Origin of the sequence: Paraplanobispora takensis (genome assembly GCF_016863195.1) — a bacterium.
Taxonomy (GTDB): Bacteria; Actinomycetota; Actinomycetes; order Streptosporangiales; family Streptosporangiaceae; genus Planobispora; species Planobispora takensis.
The window spans coordinates 1-17,743 of sequence record NZ_BOOK01000031.1 but is presented as its reverse complement, the minus strand read 5'-3'; the positions used below and the strand labels follow the sequence as shown (position 1 = coordinate 17,743).

Sequence of the window (17,743 nt, the reverse complement as noted above, 5' to 3'; positions counted from 1 at the left end):
GACCGGACCGTCACCAGGGGGACGGCGCCGGGGGCGCGACGACCGGCGGGCGGTCGTCGCAGGTGATGGTGTTGGGCAGCATCCACGGGGCGAGCCAGGGGCCGGCGGCGCCGCCCCCGTCGTTGCCGCCGAGGTCGGTCAGCGAGAACTCCGATCCGGTGGGCGGGAAGTTGAACGACCCGCAGTTGTTGACGCCGACCGCGCCGACGTTGCGGGCGTCCACGTTCTCGAACGAGGCCGAGCCCTTCACCCGGGCGCTGACCACCGAGGTGCCGGTGCCGTCCACCCGGATGTCCTTGAAGCGGACGTCCGGGATGGAGTACAGGTCCTTCACCCCGTAATCGCTGACCAACATGATCGCGTTGTAGGTGTTGTCGAGATAGTGGTCCCCGGTCACCCGGATGTCGGCCTCGATGTCCCTGTCGAGCGCGTAGAACCAGACGGCCCCCAGGCCGATCCTCCAGTTGAGCTCGAAGGTCCCGGCGCGGACGGTGGTGTTGCCCTCGATCCGCAGGTACCCGGTGAACGGCTCGGCGCCGAAGCGGGACCCGACGTGGACGGCGCTGCCCTCGCGGACCGGGTCGGCGATCAGGTTGTTCGAGACCGTGTTGTCCGTACCGCCGTAGACGGCGATGCCGTTGGCGAGCGTGGGCGTCTGCACGGTGTTGCGGTCGAAGGTGTTGCCGGTGTTCGCGCTCTTCTCCGACCACATGGCCAGGCCGTCGTCACCGGTGTTGCGGACGAAGTTGCCGGACACGACCGAGTTCGTGACGCCGGTGTGGAAGTTGAGGGCGTCGGCGATCTGGTCGACGACGATGTTGTTCGTGATCTTCAGGTTCGTCATCGGCCCGTCGAACCACATGCCCACCTTGGTGTGGCGGATGTGCAGGCCGTCGACGGTGGAGTCGCTCATCGCCCCGCCGACGCCGTTGACCTGGTCGGTGTCGATGCGCTCGCGGACGTCGCCCTCGATCGCGAAGCCGGACAGGTGGACGTTGCGGCTCCCGCCGTCCTCGGCGGACCTGCCGTAGAAGCCGACGCCGGTGTGCACCGAGCCGTCGGGCGCCGGGGTGTCGAGGGCGACCTCGCGGCCCTTGATGATCGTGTACCAGTTGCCGGCGCCCTCGATCGTCACGTCGTCGACGATGATGTGGCGGTTGACCTGGTAGGTGCCCGGCGGGATGTAGACCTTCAGGCGCTTGCGCTGGGCGAAGGCGATCGTCCGGTCGAAGGCGTCGGCGGAGTCGCGCCTGCCGGTCGGGTCGGCGCCGAACGCCAGCACGTTGGCGGCTGCGAGCCGGACGCGCGGCGGGCCGACGAGCTCGGAGTCGAGCAGGTCGACGACCGTCCAGGCGGCGTCGCTCCGGGCGGGGGCCGTGAGCCTGATCGTGTCACCGGGCCGGTAGGTCCTGCCGAGCAGCAGGCGCTGCTCGTCGTAGAAGTGCATCGGGCGGAACGGCTTGGTGATCGTCGGGGGCGGCGTGGTGGCGCTGGGCACGCAGGCGCACTCGGTGATCCACCAGTCGGGGTGGAGCAGACCGGCCTCCGGGTCGTTGGTGAACGGGTACTGGTTGTACAGCCACGCGTACTGCGAGGTGAGGGTCATGGTCTTGCGGGCCCTGCCGTTCACCGTGACGTCGAGCGGCGCGGTGATGCCGCCGCCGCCCGGCGCGTCGGGGATGCTGTAGCGCACGGTGATCGCGTTGGCCGCCTTCGGCAGCGTGAACTCGACGTACTGTCCCGGTGCCAGCTTGACCGCCTTACGGCCGGAGGCCTCCGCCGCAAGCGTGTACGCGGCGCGGTCGGGGCCGATGGTCGTGCCGTTCGTCACGGCGTTCTCCGCCTCCTGTTCGACGAAGGCGACGTCGGCGCCCCGGCCCGCGACGAGGGACGGGTCGAGCGCGGCGCGCGTCACGACGGGGGCGGCGGCCTTCCCGCGCGCGTCGGCCGGGCCGGCGATCGTACCGGTGGTCGCACCGGCGGCCGTGTCACGTGTGTCGGCCAGGGCGGCGCCGCCGAACGCGAGGCTGAGGCCGGCGGTGACCGCGGTCAGCGCCGCGACCGCCGCCGTGGCTCTGCGCGGCGGCCTGCCGGACCGCCTCTCCGCGGCTCCTGTGAGGCTCGGGGACATCGGATGCTCGTTTCTGTCGGGGGGTGAACACCTGAACGCTCGAGGCGGGACGCGCGCCATGAGAGTGAGGTGACAGTAGGTCTCCCGTACCCGATTCCACAAGGCCTCTGTGGAATAGTTTCTCTGTTCTGATTACTGAATGCAGAGTTCAGTCGTTTTCTTGCGAGAGCGGACGCAAATCCCTGCAAGCCGGCGCAACCGCCGTGGTCGCCGGTGCGTCGCGGTCTCAGGCGGCCGCGGGAACGCCGTGCCCGGCCGGTACGGCCACCGCCACCGAGGCGACAGAGGACTCCGCCGCCCATGCCAGCGTCCTGCGGTCGCGCGCCGTCACCGGGGGCAGCAGCGTCACCTCCACGGTCAGCCGCCGGAACGCGACCACCCGCAGGAGGGAGGCCAGGAGGGTGTCGTCGCCGACGAAGGCCGGAGCGGTGGCCGGGGCGCCGGACGCGTCCAGATAGCGGATCGCCACCGGCCTGACCGGGGCCCCGGCGTCCAGTGCCGCCTGGAACACCGCGGGCCGGAAGGCGCCCATCTCCCGGCCGCACCGGGTCGTCCCCTCGGGGAAGGCGGCCACCGGCTCTCCCGCGGCCAGCGCCCCCGCCACGTCGGCCACGGCGCGGGGCAGCGCCGACAGCCGCTCCCTGTCGATGAACAGCGCACCCGAGGCGGCCGCCAGCCCGCCGACCAGCGGCCAGCCCAGGACCTCCCGCTTGGCCAGCAGACGGCAGGGCAGCGCGGCGGCCATGACGAGCGGGTCGAGCCAGGAGACGTGGTTGGCCACGAGCAGCGGGGCCGCGCCGGAGGCTGTCCCGGCGGGTGCTGCGGTGGCCGGGGTTCCGGCCGGGACGCGTGGCCCGGGGGACGAGCCGGCCAGGAAGGTGAAGCCGCGCCGTACCTCGATCCGGACGCCGAGCGTCCACAGCATCAGGCGGGACCAGGCGCCCGTCAGCGCGACCCGCCGCGCCGTACCGGACACCAGGACGGCGAGCGCGAGCACCGGCCCCGCCAGGACCAGAGCCGCGGTCGCCAGGAGGCGCAGGACCCGCAGCGGCCGGACGGCCGTGGCGGCGGGAGGGAGGACGCAGGCCGGCGACGTGCACGGCGCCGCCGGGAGCCACGGGTTCATTCCCGGCCTCCCAGGAAGTGCCGCAGGTGGCGGGGGCTGACCGCGGCCATCGGGAGCAGTACGAAGAAGTCGGCGACCCCGAACGCGGGATCGTCGGCGGGCGGACCGCACACCCAGGCCCCCAGCCGCAGGTACCCCCGCAGCAACGCGGGCAGCCCCGCCTGCCCCGCCCGTTCCCCGGCCGGACCGGACGTGGAAGCCGGGCGCGTCCCGGAGCCGGACGCGGAGGCCGGATATCCGGGGCGAGCGCCTTCGGGAGCCGGACGGTCCGGGTGAGCGCCTTCGGGAGCCCGCCAGGGGCGCAGCGGGGTCACGCGGTACTCCGGGGGACCGAACGTGATCCGGTCCATGACCTCCCCCGCCCGTGACGCCGGGACCGAGCAGCATCCCGCCAGCCAGCCGTACCCCCCGTCGATCATGTAGCGGGCGATGCCCGACCACATCAGCCCGACCACCGCCCCCTCCCGATGGTCGGCGTGCACGCACGCCCGGCCCGCCTCGACCAGCCCGGCGCGGAGCCCGGCCAGCGCGCTCAGGTCGAACTCGCTCTCGGCGTAGAGCCGGTCGGCCCGTCCCGGCGGCAGCAGCCGATAGGTCCCGACGACCTCGCCCGTGTCGCCGTGCCGTACGAGAAGGTGGTCGCAGTAGGCGTCGAGCCGGTCGGCGTCCAGGCCGCTGACGGGGCTGTCCAGGTGCGCGCCGAGTTCCTCGGCGAAGACCAGGTGGCGGAGTCTCTGGGCTTCCCGCAGCTCTGCGGCGGTACGGGCCAGCCCGACGGTGTAGCGCGTGACGCGCGGTTCTGCGGGAACGGTCGTCATGAGGACATGAAGCCAGCCCCGGGTAACGCCGGGAGGGCGGGGTCCGCGAACGTCGGGCGTCCGGATGATGAACCGCATTCACGGTCGTTTCCGAGGCCAAGTAGCGTAGGTGACGATGAACCAGCGCACGCTTCTGATCACGTTGACCGGCCCCGACCGGCCGGGGGTCACCTCCCGGCTCTTCTCCGTCCTGGCCGGTTTCCCCGTCGTCGTCGCCGACATCGAGCAGGTCGTCATCCGCGGCCGGCTGACGCTCGGCGTCCTCGTCGCCTACTCCGGCAGCACGCCGACCGGGACCGGCGGCACCCTCGGTGCTCTGTGGACCTCCATCGAGCGGATCGCCGAGGACCTGGGCCTGGAGGTGGAGCTGTCCACCGGCTCCGACACCAAGGAGAAGCGGCGGCGCGGGCGGCTGCACGTCACGGTGCTCGGCTCTCCCCTGCAGCCCGCCGCGATGGCGGGCATCGCGGGCCGGGTCGCCGCCGCCGGCGCGAACATCGACCGCATCGAGCGGCTGTCCAGCTATCCGGTGACCTGCATCGAGATGGCCGTCTCCGGCGCCGACCCGGACGCGCTGCGGGCCGAGCTGGCCGTCGAGGCGCACGCCCAGCAGGTCGACGTGGCCGTGCAGCGGGCGGGCCTGTACCGCAGGGCCAAGCGGCTGATCGTGATGGACGTCGACTCCACGCTCATCCAGGGCGAGGTCATCGAGCTGCTGGCCGCGCACGCCGGTTGCCTGGACGAGGTCGCCCGGGTCACCGAGGAGGCGATGCGCGGCGAACTCGACTTCGCCGAGTCGCTCCGCCGCCGGGTGGCGCTGCTGGAGGGCCTGTCCGAGGAGGTCTTCGAGAAGGTCCGCAAGGAGGTCGTGCTCACCCCCGGCGCCCGGACGCTGGTGCGGACCCTCAAGCGGCTCGACTACCGGTTCGCGATCGTCAGCGGCGGGTTCACCCAGATCACCGACGCCCTCGTGGAGGACCTCGGCATCGACTACTCCGCGGCCAACACCCTGGAGGTCGTCGACGGGGCGCTGACCGGACGGGTCGTCGGCGAGATCGTGGACCGTCCCGGCAAGGCGCGGGCGCTGGAGCGCTTCGCCCAGGAGGCGGGCATCCCGATCAGCCAGACCGTGGCCATCGGCGACGGCGCCAACGACCTGGACATGATCGCGACGGCCGGGCTGGGCATCGCCTTCAACGCCAAGCCCGTGGTCCGCCAGGCCGCCGACACCGCGGTCAACGTGCCCTATCTCGACTCGATCCTGTACCTGCTGGGCATCCCGCGCGCCGAGGTCGAGGCCGCCGACGCCGAGGACGGCGTCATCCCGCAGGCCTGACCTCCGGCGGCACGCGGATCAGTGCTCCTTCGGGTTCCACCTGGTGACCGCGCGCCCGCTGTCCAGCCCGGCCCACTCGTCGTCGGTCTCGATGACGGCGAACGCGCCGGGCGGGAAGCCGGTGTCCCCGTCCCGCGAGGTGAGGCCCAGGACGAGCTCGTGGACTCCCGGGTTGTGGCCGACCAGCAGCAGCGTGCGCACCTGCGGGTCGGTCCGCCGTACCAGTTCGAGCAGTTCGTCGGCGTACGCCTCGTAGATGTCGCGTTCGAACTCGATGGGCCCGCCGGGCAGGACCAGCTCCGCGGTCTGCCGGGTCCGCACGGACGGTGAGCAGAGCACCAGGTCGGGCCGGAGCCCCAGCGTGACGAGAGCCTCGCCCACCTTGCGGGCGTCGCGCTCGCCCCGCTCGGTGAGGGGGCGCTCCGGGTCGGAGAGACCGGGCGTGTGGACGGCCTTGGCGTGCCGCAGAACGATCAGTGTGCGCATCGTCACCTCGCCGCCCACATGGCGATCGCGACGATCACCGCGAACACCGCGGCCATCGCCACAAGGATCGTGATGAGCGCCTTTCCCCCGGAAGACTGTTGTTCCATCGGATTCCCGGCGCCGCCTTCGGGCCCTCGCCCGGCGGACACCGTCCCTCCCCTTGAGATGTCGTGGTGGATCAGCGGTCGGTCTCGGCGGGCGTCCACGGCGGAGGCGACGGCCGTTCTCCGGGAGGCTCGCGGGTCACGTCGCACAGTTTCCCATCACAGTGGCCCGCACACGCGAAAGGGGTGCACACGTCGCGTGCACCCCTTTTCGGCGGTGTTCTCGTTCCCGGTGGTGGCCTGGCGTCCGACGAATGTCCTCGCGGGCGGCGGATGTCCTCGTTTCCGAGGATGTCCCCGCGTCCGACGGATGTCGTCCCCGGGGGCGACGGATGCCCCCGGGGCGACGGAAGTCCTCGCGGACGGACCGGAGCGGGCGGACCTCCGCCCGCTCCGGCCACCACCCCGTCACACCGGTCTCAGCCCGCGATCGGCTCGGGCTCGGGCTCCGGCTCACGGTCGTTGTCGCTCCCGGCCGGAGGGGCGCCCGCCGAGCGCCGCTTGGAGACGACGACCGCGGCGATCACCACGGCCAGCGCGATCAGCGCGATGCCGACGCGCAGGGCCACGTTGTCGGCGTACGCCACGACCGCCGGGGCGATCAGCAGCGCCACCAGGTTCATGACCTTCAGCAGAGGGTTGATCGCCGGTCCCGCGGTGTCCTTGAAGGGGTCGCCGACGGTGTCACCGATGATGGTCGCCTCGTGGGCCTCCGACCCCTTGCCGCCGTGGTGCCCGTCCTCGACCAGCTTCTTGGCGTTGTCCCAGGCGCCGCCGGAGTTGGCCAGGAACACGGCCATCAGCGTGCCGCAGGCGATCGCGCCGGCGAGGAAGGCGCCCAGCGGCGCGTAGCCGAGGGCGAAGCCCACCGCGATCGGCGTCATGACCGCGAGCAGACCGGGAGTGGCCAGCTCACGCAGCGAGTCGCGGGTGCAGATGTCCACCACCCGGCCGTACTCCGGCAGCTCGGTGCCGTCCATGATCCCCGGCCGGGTCCGGAACTGCTCGCGGACCTCCATCACGACGCGCATGGCCGCCCTGCCCACCGCCATGATCGCCAGTCCGGAGAACATGAACACGACCGCGGCGCCGATCACCAGGCCGACGAGCACGTTCGGCGAGTCCACGCCGAGACTGAAGGTGCTGAACGAGCCGAGCGCCTCCTTGACCCCGGCGCTCGCCGCGGCCAGCTCGGTCTCGACCGCCGTCCGGAAGGCGCCGAACAGCGCCGTGGCGGCCAGCACGGCCGTGGCGATCGCGATGCCCTTGGTGATGGCCTTGGTGGTGTTGCCGACGGCGTCCAGGGACGTGAGCACCGCGGCGCCCTCACCCTGGACGTCGCCGGACATCTCGGCGATGCCCTGCGCGTTGTCGGAGACGGGACCGAAGGTGTCCATGGACACGATCACGCCCACCGTGGTCAGCAGGCCGGTGCCCGCCAGCGCCACGGCGAACAGGGCGACGGTGGTGTTGCCGAAGCCGAGCAGGAACGCGCCGTAGACCGCGCCACCGATGATCAGCGCCGAGTAGACCGCCGACTCCAGGCCGACGCTGATGCCGGCCAGGATGACCGTGGCCGACCCCGTGCGGGAGCTCTCGCCGATCTCCTTGACGGGGCGGCGGTTGGTCTCGGTGAAGTAGCCGGTGAGGATCTGGATGGCGCTGGCCAGGACCAGGCCGATCAGCACCGCGCCGATGGCGATCAGGCGGGGGTCGGAGCTGACGGCCGCGATCTCCGGGCTCACCCCGTCCAGCTCCGAGAAGCTGGAGGGCAGGTAGAGGAAGGCCGCCGCGGCCACCAGGACCGCCGAGATCGCCGCGGAGATGAAGAAGCCGCGGTTGATGGCCGCCATGCCGTTGCGGTCGCCGGCGCGCGGCGAGGTGACGAAGATGCCGATGATCGCGGTGAGCACGCCGATCATCGGGACGATCAGCGGGAAGACCAGGCCCTCGGTGCCGAAGGCCACCTTGCCCAGGATCAGGCTCGCCACCAGCATGACCGCGTAGGACTCGAACAGGTCGGCCGCCATGCCGGCGCAGTCGCCGACGTTGTCGCCGACGTTGTCGGCGATGGTGGCGGCGTTGCGCGGGTCGTCCTCGGGGATGCCCTGCTCGACCTTGCCGACCAGGTCGGCGCCGACGTCGGCCGCCTTGGTGAAGATGCCGCCGCCGACGCGCATGAACATCGCCAGCAACGCGGCGCCGAAGCCGAAGCCCTCCAGCACCGCGGGGGCGTCACCCTTGTAGACGAACACCACGATCGCGGCGCCGAGCAGGCCCAGGCCGACGGTGAACATGCCCGCGACGCCGCCGGTGCGGAAGGCGATGCGCATGGCGACCTTCTCGCCCGACGTGCGGGCCGCGGCGGCGACGCGGACGTTGCCGCGGACCGCCAGCCACATTCCCATGAATCCGGTCAGCGCGGAGAACAGCGCACCGATCACGAAGAAGATCGACCGGCCGATCGCCACTCCGGTCGATTCGGCGGGGAGCAGATAGAGGAGGAATGGAATCAGGATTACGAACAGGGCGAGCGTGCGGAATTGCCGTGTCAAATAGGCGGCGGCGCCTTCCTGCACGGCTCGTGAGATGTTCCGCATGCGCTCGGTGCCCTGATCGGCGTTGAGCACTTCCCGCACGAGCCCACCGGCGACGGCGAGCGCGAGCAGGGCGACGGCGGCGACCACGATCACGATGGTGAGGTGGGAACCGCTCAGGGATACCGCCGTATCGTCGACGGCGGCGAGATGGAGCACAGACATCCGACTCTCCTTGGCAAGACGGGATCGTCCTGCCCGGCGTGCGCTGCGGTGAGTGGATCGGCGGGCTGCGGCGCACATCCGGGGTGGTTGGCAGTGCCGCTTCCGGTTGCGTCCGCAGACTTCCTTCAGAATTGGGCCCGTTTACGGCCCGCCTCCGAGGACAAACCTTGGCCGGTGCCGGGAGTCTACGCAGCGCAGACGCGGATATGAAGTCTCTACACGTGGCTAATTAATGACGCGTCCGCTAATCCCCAGGAGCGCGACCCTTTTTGCCAGCATTTGGGAGCAGGCATCAACCGCCTATGCCACATTCCCCACATTTCGGCCTACCGATATTCGCCGAAGAAGCTGTCCAGAATCCGGTTCTACCCACACCCGGCCCGCCGTAACCCTGGCGTCATCCCCGACTCGCGGCACCCCGGTCGTCAACCCCGACGCGCCGCACCCCGGCCGGCCTCACCGGGCCCGTCCGGAGTGGACGGGTCCCGACCGGAGCGTCATGCCGTTGATCGGCCCCGTTCCCGGGCCGCGGGTCCCACCCCCGGACCGCGGTCCCGCCGTCATCCCCGTACGCGCGCAGCCGGACGCGCCCTCTGGACGCATCCGGCTGCTCGGAAGCCTGTGATCGGGCCGCCCTCAGACGGGGGACAAGCCGCCCGCGGCCGCGGGCCAGCTCATGCGGATGCGCATGCCCTTCTGACTCGGGAAGACCTCGACGTCGTCGGCCAGTCCCACGATGACCGCGATGCCGAACCCCGACATCAGAGTGCCGGGGAGCTGCCCGAGCGGGTCGTCGAAGCGTAGGGAGGTGTAATCCCGCCCCTGCTCGTCACTCGGGGCCGAGTCCGTGACGATCACTTCGAACCGTCCCGAGTCGTCGCACAGCTCGATGCGGATCGGCTCTCCCGGGCAGTGGAGGCGGTGCGCCTCGACGGCTCGGGAGCAGGCCTCACCGACGGCGAGCCGTACCTCGTCCAGCAGCGACTCCTCCACACCCGTGCGCCGGGCGATCGCCGTGGCGAGCAGGCGCGCCGTGCGCACGTGGGCGGGGAGGGCGCTGAAGGTCAGCTCGACGGTAGCCATGACTACTTGTCTCGACCGTGGGCTTCCTTGGCCTCGTCGACCGAGGCGTAGATGCCGAAGACCTTGGTCAGTCCCGTGATCCTGAAGATCTTCAGGATGCGCTCCTGGGTGCACACGAGTTCCAGGGAGCCGTCGTGCGCCCGGACGCGCTTGAGCCCGCCGACCAGGACGCCGAGACCCGTGGAGTCGAGGAAGTCCACCTTCTCCATGTTGACCAGGAGGTGGAAGTTCCCCTTGTTGACGAGGTCGATCAGAAGCTCACGCAACCTGGGCGCGGTGTAGACATCGATCTCGCCCTCGACCTCGACGATGGTGAGACTGTCCTCGGAATGGTGGTCCAACTTCAGATCCACAGATCCTCCAGCGCCTTCCTGCGAAGTACCGATTCGGGCGTGACTTCCGGGACCCTGAGGTCCCACGACGACAAGCCCCGACGCGCGGCATTCAACCATGCGTACGCTCAGTGTCTATACGAAATCACGATTCCCGGCGACTCTGCCCAGAGATACGAGACTGAAAACCAGTGAGTCCGTCCTCTTCCTCACCGTTGCGACCAGACCCTCTCCTGTCCAGTCTGCTCGATGTTCCCGCACGTCGTGAGCGTGTCACTCATGTGGAGCATGTTCCAGCACGTCAGGCCGGTCAAGTCCACTGGCCGGACTGGGTGTCCGACGCGCTCGTTACGCGCTGGGCGAACCAGGGCGTCACAGGTATGTGGCCTCACCAAGTCGAGGCCGCCGACCTGGTCCACCGTGGCCAAAACGTGATCATCTCCACCGGCACGGCCTCGGGGAAATCCCTTTCCTACCAGGTCCCGGCCCTCATGTCGGTCCTCGACGGCGGCACGGTCCTCTATCTGACGCCCACCAAGGCCCTGGCCGCCGACCAGTTGCGGGCCCTGCAGGCGCTCGGCGTGCCCGAACTGCGCGCGGCGACCTTCGACGGCGACACCCCCTTCGAGGAGCGCAACTGGGTCCGGCAGCATGCCAACTACATCCTGACGAATCCAGACATGCTCCACCGCACCCTCCTGCCCCGCCATTCCCGGTGGCTGTCCTTCTGGCGTCGCCTCCGTCTGGTCGTGGTGGACGAGTGCCACGGCTACCGGGGCGTCTTCGGCTCCCACGTGGCCCAGATCCTCCGCCGCCTGCGCCGGGTCTGCGCCCGGTACGGCTCCCGCCCGGTCTTCCTGCTGTCCTCGGCGACCGCGAGCGAGCCGGGGGCGTTCGCACGGCGCCTGACGGGGCTCCAGATGGCCGAGGTGACCTCGGACGCCTCTCCCCGGGGCGCGACCACCTTCGCCCTCTGGGAGCCCCCTCTGACCGATCTGCGGGGCGAGAGGGGCGCTCCGGTGCGCCGTCCCGCCACCGCCGAGGCCGCCGATCTCCTGGCCGACCTCGCCCTCTCCCGCACCCGCACCCTCGCCTTCGTGCGCTCCCGGCGCGCCGCCGAGTCCGTGGCCCTGTCCGCCCGGGCCCGGCTCTCCGACCTCGCCGCCGACGTCGGGGCCCCGGCGGACCTGCCGGACGCGATCGCCGCCTACCGCGCCGGATATCTCCCGGAGGAGCGCCGGGAGCTGGAGAGGTCGCTGCGGTCCGGGGAAATCCTCGGGCTGGCCACGACCAACGCCCTGGAACTGGGTGTCGACGTGTCGGGACTGGACGCCGTACTGATCGCGGGGTGGCCCGGGACCCGCGCGTCGCTGTGGCAGCAGGCCGGACGGGCGGGCCGGGCCGGGCAGAACGCCCTGGCGGTGCTGATCGCCAGGGACGACCCGCTCGACACCTATCTGGTCCACCACCCCGAGGCCCTTTTCGGCCGCCCGGTCGAGGCGATCGTGCTCGACCCCGACAACCCCTACGTCCTGGGTCCGCACCTGTGCGCCGCGGCCGCCGAGATCCCCCTCGTCGAGGATGACCTGGAGATCTTCGGCCCGTCGGCCGAGGACGTGCTCACCGGGCTGGTGGGCGAGGGCCGGCTCAGACAGCGCCCGACGGGCTGGTTCTGGACCAGCCGGGACCGGGCCACCGACCTCGCCGACATCCGGGGCTCCGGCGGCTCGCCCGTCCAGGTGATCGAGATGTCCACCGGCCGGCTCCTGGGCACCGTGGACGAGCCCTCGGCGCACACGACCGTGCACACCGGCGCCGTCTACGTCCACCAGGGGGAGACCTTCCTCGTGGACGAGCTCGACCTGGACGCGGGGGTCGCGCTCGTCGAGGCGGGCACGCCGGACTACACGACCTTCGCCAGGGACGTCACGGAGATCTGCTGCCTGGAGTCCCTCCGCTCCCGCCCGCTGGGCCGGGGAGAGCTCCATTTCGGCACGGTGGAGGTCACCCGGCAGGTCGTGTCCTATCTCAAGCGCCGCCTGCAGAGCGGAGAACTCCTCGGCGACGAGGAACTCGACCTGCCTCCCCGGACGCTGCGCACCCGCGCGGTCTGGTGGACGCTGCCCGCCTCCGCGGTCGCGTCCCTGGCGGAGACGGGACTGGACCTCGGCGGAGCGGCCCACGCGGCCGAGCACGCGTCCATCGGCCTCCTCCCGCTGTTCGCCACCTGCGACCGGTGGGACATCGGCGGCGTCTCCACCGAACTGCACGCCGACACCGGCCTGCTCACGGTCTTCGTCTACGACGGCCACGAGGGCGGCGCCGGCTTCGCCGAACGCGGTTACGCCCGCGCCGTCGACTGGCTGACCGCCACCCGGGAGGCCATCGCCTCCTGCGAGTGCGACCGCGGCTGCCCCTCCTGCATCCAGTCCCCCAAGTGCGGAAACGGCAACGAGCCCCTGGACAAGGCCGGCGCCCTCCACCTCCTCGCCACCCTCCTGTCCCCCACCTCGACGGAGTGACCCGGCGCCCTCCCATCCCGACGGAGTGACCCGGTGTCCCCCACCGACGGAGTGACCCGACCTCCTCCCCGCTCCCCCTGTCCTCCTCTCCGTAGGGGTGACCACCCCTCCCGGCGCGGATCCCCTTGATCACCTCAGTGGTCAGAGCTCCCCGCAGGCTTCCGGTACGGCCGGACCCGACCACGGTCAGACTCCGCAGCGATCAGGTCCCATCAGGACGGCGGCGACGACCGGAGTACGTGGAATCGTCATCGTCCGCAGCCCAGAAATCAGTCGCGCCGGGCTGCGGGCGCTCCCAGAAGCCGCTGTCCTCCATGGACCGGGGCGCCGGCGGGAGATAGTCGTCCCAGCGCTCGCCCATCCGGGCCGCGACCGGCGTGACCATGTTCACTCCGGCGATGGACTCCGCGTCCGGCCGGATCGTCGGCACGGACTCGGCGTACTCGCCGGGCACCCCGTCCGTTTGAGAATCCGGCTGGGCGGAAGCCCTCCCCGAGGTCGCGTGGATCCCCTGCCCGTCCGTCCGCCCCACGGTGTGCACGGCATGGATGACAGGCACCGACCGCCCGGCCGCATGCCCGCCGTTCCCCGACCGCTCCTCAGCCCGTACGGCGGAGCGCGGTTGCCCCATCACATGGACGGCAGAACCCACCCGAATCCCGGCCTGTACACCCGAATCCGACTGATCCACCACGTACGCCGCAGAACCTGCCCAGGCCCCGGCTTCGCGCTGGTTGCCGACCTGCAGACCGGTCTCCTGCTGGTCGACGGTGTGCGCGGTGACCACCTTCCCCTGTGTGGGGGACGGAACCTGCTGGGCTGTGGACGGGACCTGCACATCTTCGAGGAACCGGGTCTGCGCGTCTGCGGGCGACGTGGCCTGCGGGCCGGATGCCGGCTGCCGTTGACCATGAGCGCCATGCGCCCCGGCCTCGAACTGCCTCATGGGACGGGCATCGTGCACCTCAGGTACGGCCTGTGCCGTCGCCTGAACGGGCCCCACCTCGGGCACGGTCCGCTCCACCGGCCGAACAGCCTGCACCTCGGACACGGCCTGTGCCGTGAGATGGGCACCGTTCACCTCGGGCACGGCCTGTTCTCCTGGCCGAACGGCTTGCATTTCGGGCGCGGCCTGTGCCGTGAGATGGGTACCGTTCACCTCGGATGCGGCCTGCTCCACCGGCCGGACAGCTTGCACCTCAGGCACGGCCTGCTCCTGTGGAAGGACGGCAGGCACCTCGGGTGCGGACTGCTGCACGGGATGGGCGGCGCGGGCTCCGGGCACGAACTGCCCTACGAGACGGACACCGTGCACCTCGGGCACGGGCTGCGCCACCGGCTGAACACCCCGTACCTCGGGGACGTCCTGCTCCGCTGACCTGACAGTTCGCGTCCCGGGTATCGGCTGCTCTTCGAGGTGGGTCGTGTGCGCGGGGATCGCTTTCTGCTCTGTGGGAGGGCTCGCCGGGGGCGGCTGGGGATAGCGGGTCTTGGACACCGCGAGGATGACGGCGGGACGCCGGGGGGTCGTCGTGGCCGCACCCGCTGTGGACGCTCCGGCGGCACCCTCGGTTCGGGCCTCCCGGTCACTGCCCGCACCGGCAGCGGCCGTCATCACGATTCCGGTGGTCGCGGCGTCCGCGGCACCGGCGGCCAGGAGCTTGCGGCGGAACCACGCACCGCCGTGCGCGGCGAGCAGCAGCAGGATCAGGCCGCCCGCGATGAACAAGCCGTACTGGCTCATCCCACCGGTCGACGACTCGGACGACTGTGGCGTGATGTTCGTGTTGGCGGCCGGCACGACGTCCGTCTCGGTGGCGACTCGCTTCGAGTCGGGAGCCGGCTGTGTGCCCTTCTCCGTCCCGTTCCCGGCACCCTTCTTGGTTGTGCCCTCGCCGCTCTGCTCGGCGGACGACGGGGCGTCATCCTCCCGGACCTCCTCGGGGAGCTTGGGCACCTTCGTGGGAACGACCGCCGTCTTCGGAGGTTCGGCCCGAGCCGTCGCGGGCTTCTTCTGGGGCAGCTGAGGAAGGTTCTCGATGCCGGCCTGCCGGTCGGCCTTCTTGCGGGCGTCTTGGTCACCGGTGCTCTGCCGGGTGCCGTTCCCGTCGGAATCCGTGACCTTGGGCGCTTTGGGGGCGGGGATGCTCACCATGGCCGCGGCCGACTGCCCCGAGGCGACGGTGCCCCCGCCGCCGTCGCTCCGCAGCGCCCGGACCGTGAACCCGATCCGCTGCCCGGCGGCCTTGGCCGGAACGGCCAGGGTCGCCCTGCACGAACCGCCACCGCATGCGCTGTTCACCCGCACGCTGCCGACCCTGCCGTTCCGGGTCGTGGCGATCTCGTAGCCCCGTAGATCGGGCTCGGAACCCTTCCTCCAGGTCACCACGGCCTGCTTTCCCTGCAGCCGGACACCGACCCCGCCGGGGGTGGCCGGGGGGACGGCCTGGACCAGGGTCTCGGATGTCTCGTCCCATCTGCCGCCCAGCAACTTGCCCCGTTGGACGAGCTTGATCCGGTAGCTGCCGTTCGGACGGCTTCGGGGATTCCAGGTGTAGGAGACGCGCTGATCTCCCTTGGCGACCTGTTGACCGTCGACGTAGAGGACGGCGTCGAACGCGAAGTCGACCTTGCCGGAGATCGTCACCCCCTGGTTGGAGGTGACCCGTGACGGCATGTCCAGACGCGCCTGAGCCTGTGCTGGGCCTGCCGTCGCGAGAACGGCGGACACGGACACGATGGGCACGGTCACCATCACGGCGACCAGTCTGCGAGCCGTCGTCACGACGCTTCCCTTCGTCGAGATGCGCACACGCCCGGAGCTCCACATCGCGAAGCACCGAACGTGCCAGTTCCCCAGACCGGCTCCCACCGGTCCGGACCCGGGCCCCGGCCGCGAGCGGGACCGGTCACCGCGAACGGCGTCCCGATCGGGCGACTCGCGACCTGCCTTCCCAAGCCTGAGCGCGAGATGGCATGGAGGGCAGGTAAGCGGAACCTTATGAGAGGCTTCCGGCTTTTGGACATGAAGTCCAAGAAGTCGTGATTTGATTGCGACCTTGCTTCTCGCACGATCACCGCCTCCCACCTGCGAGATCATCTGCATGCCGGACTCCTGCCACGGATCACAACGGATCCGACCACCCGGTGCGGGGAAGCCCCCTGGAACCGTCCGCCCCGAAGCCCTCCACCACCAGGGCTGCCGGTAGGCCGCGCCATTTCTCGTTCGGAGAAGGCACCGCTTCTCATCCGGAGAAGGCGCCGCGTGGCTCAGCCAGCGGACTCCGCTATGTGGACGGGGCCGGCGCGTGCGTGCGCCACGACCTCCCCCACCCCCACCACAGGCAGAGTGAAGCTCACGGTGACCCGGACAGTGGCGACACCACCGTCGCCCACGACGCATCGTGTGAGCCTGGCCCCGTTCGTCACCGCCAGCGAGGCGGCCTCCGCGCATCCGGCATCGGGGTCGGCGAAAGCGAGTCGCGCGGCGGCGAGCGCTCCGAGATCGGCGGCGGTCTGCGCACGGTGCCGGATCACCCTGGCCGCACCCGCGAAGGTCACCGCGAGCACCACCGTGGAGATCACCGCGATGAGGCCGATCATCCATATCGTCGCCCCGCCCCGGTCCCTCCGGGGAGAAAGCGGCCTCTGCTCTCCGCTCCGCCGACGGACGAGCTCACCCCGGTCCCTCCGAAAAGACGGCCCGGACATTCCGTTCCACCGACGGCATCGGACGGCTCCGCCCCAGCCCTTTCGAACACAAGACAACCTCACCGTCCCGCTCCGCCGACGGCACCAGACAGCCTCACCCCAGCCCTTTCGGACACAAGACAGCCTCACCGTCCCACTCCCTCACCGTCCCGCTCCGCCGACGGCACCGGATGACCCCACCCCGGGCTCGACGGCGGAGACGGCGGTCCCACGAACGGTCACCTCTGGAAGGGAGAGACCCCAGCGGGGACCGACCCCGACGGACACCTCCACCCGGACGCGCTCCGCGTCTCTGACCACCTCCGCTCGCGCTCCCGCCGGAGCGGCGGCGAGAACGTTGCTCCGCACCCGGTCGAGGGGCTCTCCCCGCGAGGCGGCCCGGGCACCCGTCCGGGCCGCGTCCACGCACTCCAGCTGAGCCGCGACCGCTCCCACCGCCCACAGCCCGGCGGCCAGCACCACCACGAGGGCGGGCAGGGCCGCTGCGGTCTCCGCCGTCACCGATCCCCTGGAGGTGGGGACGGGGAGCCGAGACGCCGGCCCTTTCGAGGAGCGTCCGGCGAGTGCGCAGACTCCCGCCTTCGACGGGGCACGCCGGAGAGGCGAACGAAGCATCAGGTCTTGAAGGAGACGGAAGAGGCGGAGAGCGATCATCGGAATCATCCGGCCACGTTCAGCGCCCGGTCGATGAGGTTCGTGATCATCTCTTGGACCTCGGGACTCGTCACGACCTTGAAAAGGAGCGCGGCGAAGGCACACGCGGCAATCGTGCCGACGGCGTATTCGGCGGTGGACATGCCACGGTCCCGGCTCGTGCCCGCAACCAACATCGCCCGGCGATCCTGCCACCACCTCGACAGAGCATGCCGCAGACCACCGGAACGCGATCCAGCCATCCTTTCCTCCTCGGGCTCGGTGACGCCGGTCCTCTTGCGTCCGGCGTCGGTCGGACCAGATTCGTCGACACGCGCATTGAGCTGGGGAGGAGAACGGTGTTCTGTGGAAAACCCGCCGGATCATCCACAGCCACAGAGTCCACGTGGTGTTCTCGGTCGAGCCGGACATCACACGAGATGAGGCTTGCGCGAGATAGGGCCCGCCCGGGGCTGGGCTCGTGCGAGATGAGGGCCTGTGCGGGACGAGGGCCTATGTGGATGAGGACCGAGCGAAAGCTGGGCCGGATCGAACCCGTCACGGCTGGAAATCAAGCGTCCTGGGTCGGCTGCGATGGAGAACGAAGTGGGCAAGTTTGCGACCGAACCGCCTTGGCCGGGCTTCGAGGGGCATCCATCCAGATGGACCGCATGGGCAGGTGTCAACGGAATGCGAATG

The 17,743-nt window shown here is 70.8% G+C and carries 13 protein-coding genes; 2 read left to right on the top strand and 11 right to left on the bottom strand.

The features are described 5' to 3' along the window. Nucleotides 1-10 precede the first annotated feature (10 nt). The 3 genes from Pta02_RS20770 to Pta02_RS20760 form a co-directional block, all read right to left on the bottom strand. Nucleotides 11-2,131 carry a glycosyl hydrolase family 28-related protein gene (locus Pta02_RS20770; protein ID WP_203876552.1) on the bottom strand — a complete coding sequence of 707 codons (2,121 nt, stop codon included), beginning with the start codon at nucleotides 2,129-2,131 and terminating at the stop codon, nucleotides 11-13. Between the two features lie 226 nt (nucleotides 2,132-2,357). After that, nucleotides 2,358-3,257 carry a lysophospholipid acyltransferase family protein gene (locus Pta02_RS20765; protein ID WP_203876551.1) on the bottom strand — a complete coding sequence of 300 codons (900 nt, stop codon included), beginning with the start codon at nucleotides 3,255-3,257 and terminating at the stop codon, nucleotides 2,358-2,360. Then, entirely contained in the window at nucleotides 3,254-4,075 is an 822-nt protein-coding gene (locus Pta02_RS20760; RefSeq protein ID WP_203876550.1) for a GNAT family N-acetyltransferase, read from the bottom strand. Before Pta02_RS20760 ends, Pta02_RS20765 begins: the two co-directional genes overlap by 4 nt. Nucleotides 4,076-4,190: 115 nt before the next feature. Here Pta02_RS20760 and serB point away from each other — a divergent pair, with 115 nt between their 5' ends. Beyond that, on the top strand, nucleotides 4,191-5,411 hold the full coding sequence (gene serB / locus Pta02_RS20755) for a phosphoserine phosphatase SerB (protein ID WP_203876549.1): 1,221 nt from the start codon (nucleotides 4,191-4,193) through the stop codon (nucleotides 5,409-5,411). 18 nt (nucleotides 5,412-5,429) lie between these two features. Here the strand turns inward: serB and Pta02_RS20750 are convergent, their stop codons facing one another. The 4 genes from Pta02_RS20750 to Pta02_RS20735 all read right to left on the bottom strand — a co-directional run bounded on the left by Pta02_RS20750 (nucleotide 5,430) and on the right by Pta02_RS20735 (nucleotide 10,199). After that, nucleotides 5,430-5,897, bottom strand: a complete 468-nt coding sequence (locus Pta02_RS20750) for a SixA phosphatase family protein (protein WP_239131107.1) — start codon at nucleotides 5,895-5,897, stop codon at nucleotides 5,430-5,432. 523 nt (nucleotides 5,898-6,420) lie between these two features. Next, the gene (locus Pta02_RS20745) at nucleotides 6,421-8,763 is read right to left on the bottom strand and encodes a sodium-translocating pyrophosphatase (RefSeq protein ID WP_239131106.1); all 2,343 of its coding nucleotides are present in this window, start codon (nucleotides 8,761-8,763) and stop codon (nucleotides 6,421-6,423) included. A 636-nt stretch (nucleotides 8,764-9,399) separates the two neighbouring features. After that, a complete protein-coding gene (locus Pta02_RS20740; protein WP_203876547.1) occupies nucleotides 9,400-9,846 on the bottom strand; it encodes an ATP-binding protein in 447 nt (148 codons plus the stop codon). 2 nt (nucleotides 9,847-9,848) lie between these two features. Beyond that, nucleotides 9,849-10,199 (bottom strand): STAS domain-containing protein, encoded by a 351-nt coding sequence (locus Pta02_RS20735; protein ID WP_203876546.1) that lies wholly within the window; start codon nucleotides 10,197-10,199, stop codon nucleotides 9,849-9,851. A gap of 170 nt (nucleotides 10,200-10,369) precedes the next feature. Here Pta02_RS20735 and sftH point away from each other — a divergent pair, with 170 nt between their 5' ends. Beyond that, nucleotides 10,370-12,700, top strand: a complete 2,331-nt coding sequence (gene sftH, locus Pta02_RS20730; RefSeq protein ID WP_507763420.1) for a DNA 3'-5' helicase SftH — start codon at nucleotides 10,370-10,372, stop codon at nucleotides 12,698-12,700. Nucleotides 12,701-12,902: 202 nt separating this feature from the next. On the opposite strand, the gene Pta02_RS20725 is transcribed toward sftH, so the two are convergent. The 4 genes from Pta02_RS20725 to Pta02_RS20710 all read right to left on the bottom strand — a co-directional run bounded on the left by Pta02_RS20725 (nucleotide 12,903) and on the right by Pta02_RS20710 (nucleotide 17,307). After that, nucleotides 12,903-15,512: a hypothetical protein gene (locus Pta02_RS20725; protein ID WP_203876544.1), complete on the bottom strand. Its 2,610-nt coding sequence runs from the start codon at nucleotides 15,510-15,512 to the stop codon at nucleotides 12,903-12,905. A gap of 458 nt (nucleotides 15,513-15,970) precedes the next feature. Next, the gene (locus tag Pta02_RS20720; protein WP_275423596.1) at nucleotides 15,971-16,411 is read right to left on the bottom strand and encodes an Rv3654c family TadE-like protein; all 441 of its coding nucleotides are present in this window, start codon (nucleotides 16,409-16,411) and stop codon (nucleotides 15,971-15,973) included. Between the two features lie 141 nt (nucleotides 16,412-16,552). Then, a complete protein-coding gene (locus tag Pta02_RS20715) occupies nucleotides 16,553-16,912 on the bottom strand; it encodes a TadE family type IV pilus minor pilin (protein ID WP_203876542.1) in 360 nt (119 codons plus the stop codon). 158 nt (nucleotides 16,913-17,070) lie between these two features. Then, a complete protein-coding gene (locus Pta02_RS20710; RefSeq protein ID WP_203876541.1) occupies nucleotides 17,071-17,307 on the bottom strand; it encodes a DUF4244 domain-containing protein in 237 nt (78 codons plus the stop codon). Nucleotides 17,308-17,743: the final 436 nt, after the last annotated feature.

What these genes read in the sequence shown, in the direction of transcription:
- Pta02_RS20770 (WP_203876552.1), bottom strand. Translation starts at nt 2,131, where the DNA reads ATGTCCCCGAGCCTCACAGGAGCCGCGGAGAGGCGGTCCGGCAGGCCG.
- Pta02_RS20765 (WP_203876551.1), bottom strand. Translation starts at nt 3,257, where the DNA reads ATGAACCCGTGGCTCCCGGCGGCGCCGTGCACGTCGCCGGCCTGCGTC.
- Pta02_RS20760 (WP_203876550.1), bottom strand. Translation starts at nt 4,075, where the DNA reads ATGACGACCGTTCCCGCAGAACCGCGCGTCACGCGCTACACCGTCGGG.
- serB (WP_203876549.1), top strand. Translation starts at nt 4,191, where the DNA reads ATGAACCAGCGCACGCTTCTGATCACGTTGACCGGCCCCGACCGGCCG.
- Pta02_RS20750 (WP_239131107.1), bottom strand. Translation starts at nt 5,897, where the DNA reads ATGCGCACACTGATCGTTCTGCGGCACGCCAAGGCCGTCCACACGCCC.
- Pta02_RS20745 (WP_239131106.1), bottom strand. Translation starts at nt 8,763, where the DNA reads ATGTCTGTGCTCCATCTCGCCGCCGTCGACGATACGGCGGTATCCCTG.
- Pta02_RS20740 (WP_203876547.1), bottom strand. Translation starts at nt 9,846, where the DNA reads ATGGCTACCGTCGAGCTGACCTTCAGCGCCCTCCCCGCCCACGTGCGC.
- Pta02_RS20720 (WP_275423596.1), bottom strand. Translation starts at nt 16,411, where the DNA reads ATGTCCGGGCCGTCTTTTCGGAGGGACCGGGGTGAGCTCGTCCGTCGG.
- Pta02_RS20710 (WP_203876541.1), bottom strand. Translation starts at nt 17,307, where the DNA reads ATGGCTGGATCGCGTTCCGGTGGTCTGCGGCATGCTCTGTCGAGGTGG.